Genomic DNA, 1405 nt, shown 5'->3' with positions numbered 1-1405 from the left:
AAGTCAAGTCCATAATCCTGTGTAATAAGGATTAAAGTACAGATATGTAGTTACTCAGTATGTGGGGTTTCCCGCCCCAGCCATGGCTGGGGCGGGAAATTTTTCACTGAGCTGGCCGGCTACTTGTCTAAATCATGCTTCTGAAACAATTTACGTTTAGGGGTTTGGAAAAGTTCATGGATATCCATCAGCACCGCCCCGATCAAACGCTCCGCTGACGCGAGGTTCGGGAAGATGCCGATGACACGCTCACGCCGGCGGATCTCCCGGTTGACCCGTTCCAGACTGTTCGTGGTCCTCAAAGAGACGTAGTAATCCTCGGGTTCATGCATGAATTGGGTCGCATCGCTGAACCCGGCCTCCAGCTTCTCAATGACTGCTGCATACTTCGGGTCATCCTGCACGAATTCAATGAATTCATCCCTGTAGGCTTCTGCGTGTTTGATCGTTTCTGCCCGGAAGATGCGCTTCAACATCTGCCGGGCGGGCCCGCTGTGCTTTTTCGGCATACTGGTCACCATATTCTGCAGGAAATGGAAGGTGCAGCGCTGCCAGGGGCAGTCGGTGAATTCCTGTTTGATTGCGGCCTTCAGACCGGCATGGGCATCGGAGATGATCAGTTTCGGCTTCGTCAGGCCCCGGGCCCGCAGGTCCTGGAAGAACGCCGTCCATGACACCGTCGATTCATTCCCGGCGACCATGAAGCCGATCATCTCACGGTAATGGGCCGTGGTGACGCCCTGGGCGATATAGACGGCTTTGGAGACGACACGGTGGTCCTCACGGACTTTGATGTACATCGCATCCACGTAGACATAATCATACTGCGCGTCATTCAATGCGCGGGTCCGGAAGGCCTCAATCTCCGGATCGAGGCGTTTCATGACGTTGGAGACAAAGGACTTCGATACGGCGTCGCCGCACAGCTCTTCCACAATCTTCGTCACCTTCCGGGTGGAGACGCCGCTGATGACCGACTCCATCATGGTCAGCACCAGTGACTGGTCCATCCGCTGATAGCGCTCGAACAGCGTTGTGGAGAATTCACCGGAACGGGTGCGCGGCACCTTCAAGGTGATCCGGCCGATCGGCAGTCTGTAATCCCGCTCATAGTACCCGTTGCGCATGTCCTGACGGTCGGGGCTCCGCGCCAGATGGCTGGCCTGGACATGCGCATCCCGCTCAGCTTCCATGTAGGCATTGAAGACGGCCACGGCCAGCCCTTTAGTCACGGAACTGAGATCGCTGCTGAGGATTTCCTCTGTTAATTTGTCCATATCTAGGTTAAAATTTAGTTGAGTCATTTCATTTCTCTCCAATCAATGTGTGTTGTGGTAACTACATTGTACTACAGAGAAATGACTTGGCTCATTTTTCTTTATTACACAATTATATGGACATAATC

At 53.5% G+C, this 1405-nt stretch carries 1 protein-coding gene; it reads right to left on the bottom strand.

Annotation, left to right across the window (positions count from 1 at the left end; all coding sequences use genetic code 11):
• Positions 1 to 119: 119 nt before the first annotated feature.
• Entirely contained in the window at positions 120 to 1304 is a 1185-nt protein-coding gene (locus CRN96_RS13125) for an IS256 family transposase (protein WP_097042987.1), read from the bottom strand.
• Between the last annotated feature and the right edge of the window lie 101 nt (positions 1305 to 1405).

The sequence above is a fragment of the Salinicoccus kekensis genome, assembly GCF_900220995.1.
Taxonomy (GTDB): Bacteria; Bacillota; Bacilli; order Staphylococcales; family Salinicoccaceae; genus Lacicoccus; species Lacicoccus kekensis.
This window is presented reverse-complemented; position numbering and strand designations above follow the sequence as displayed.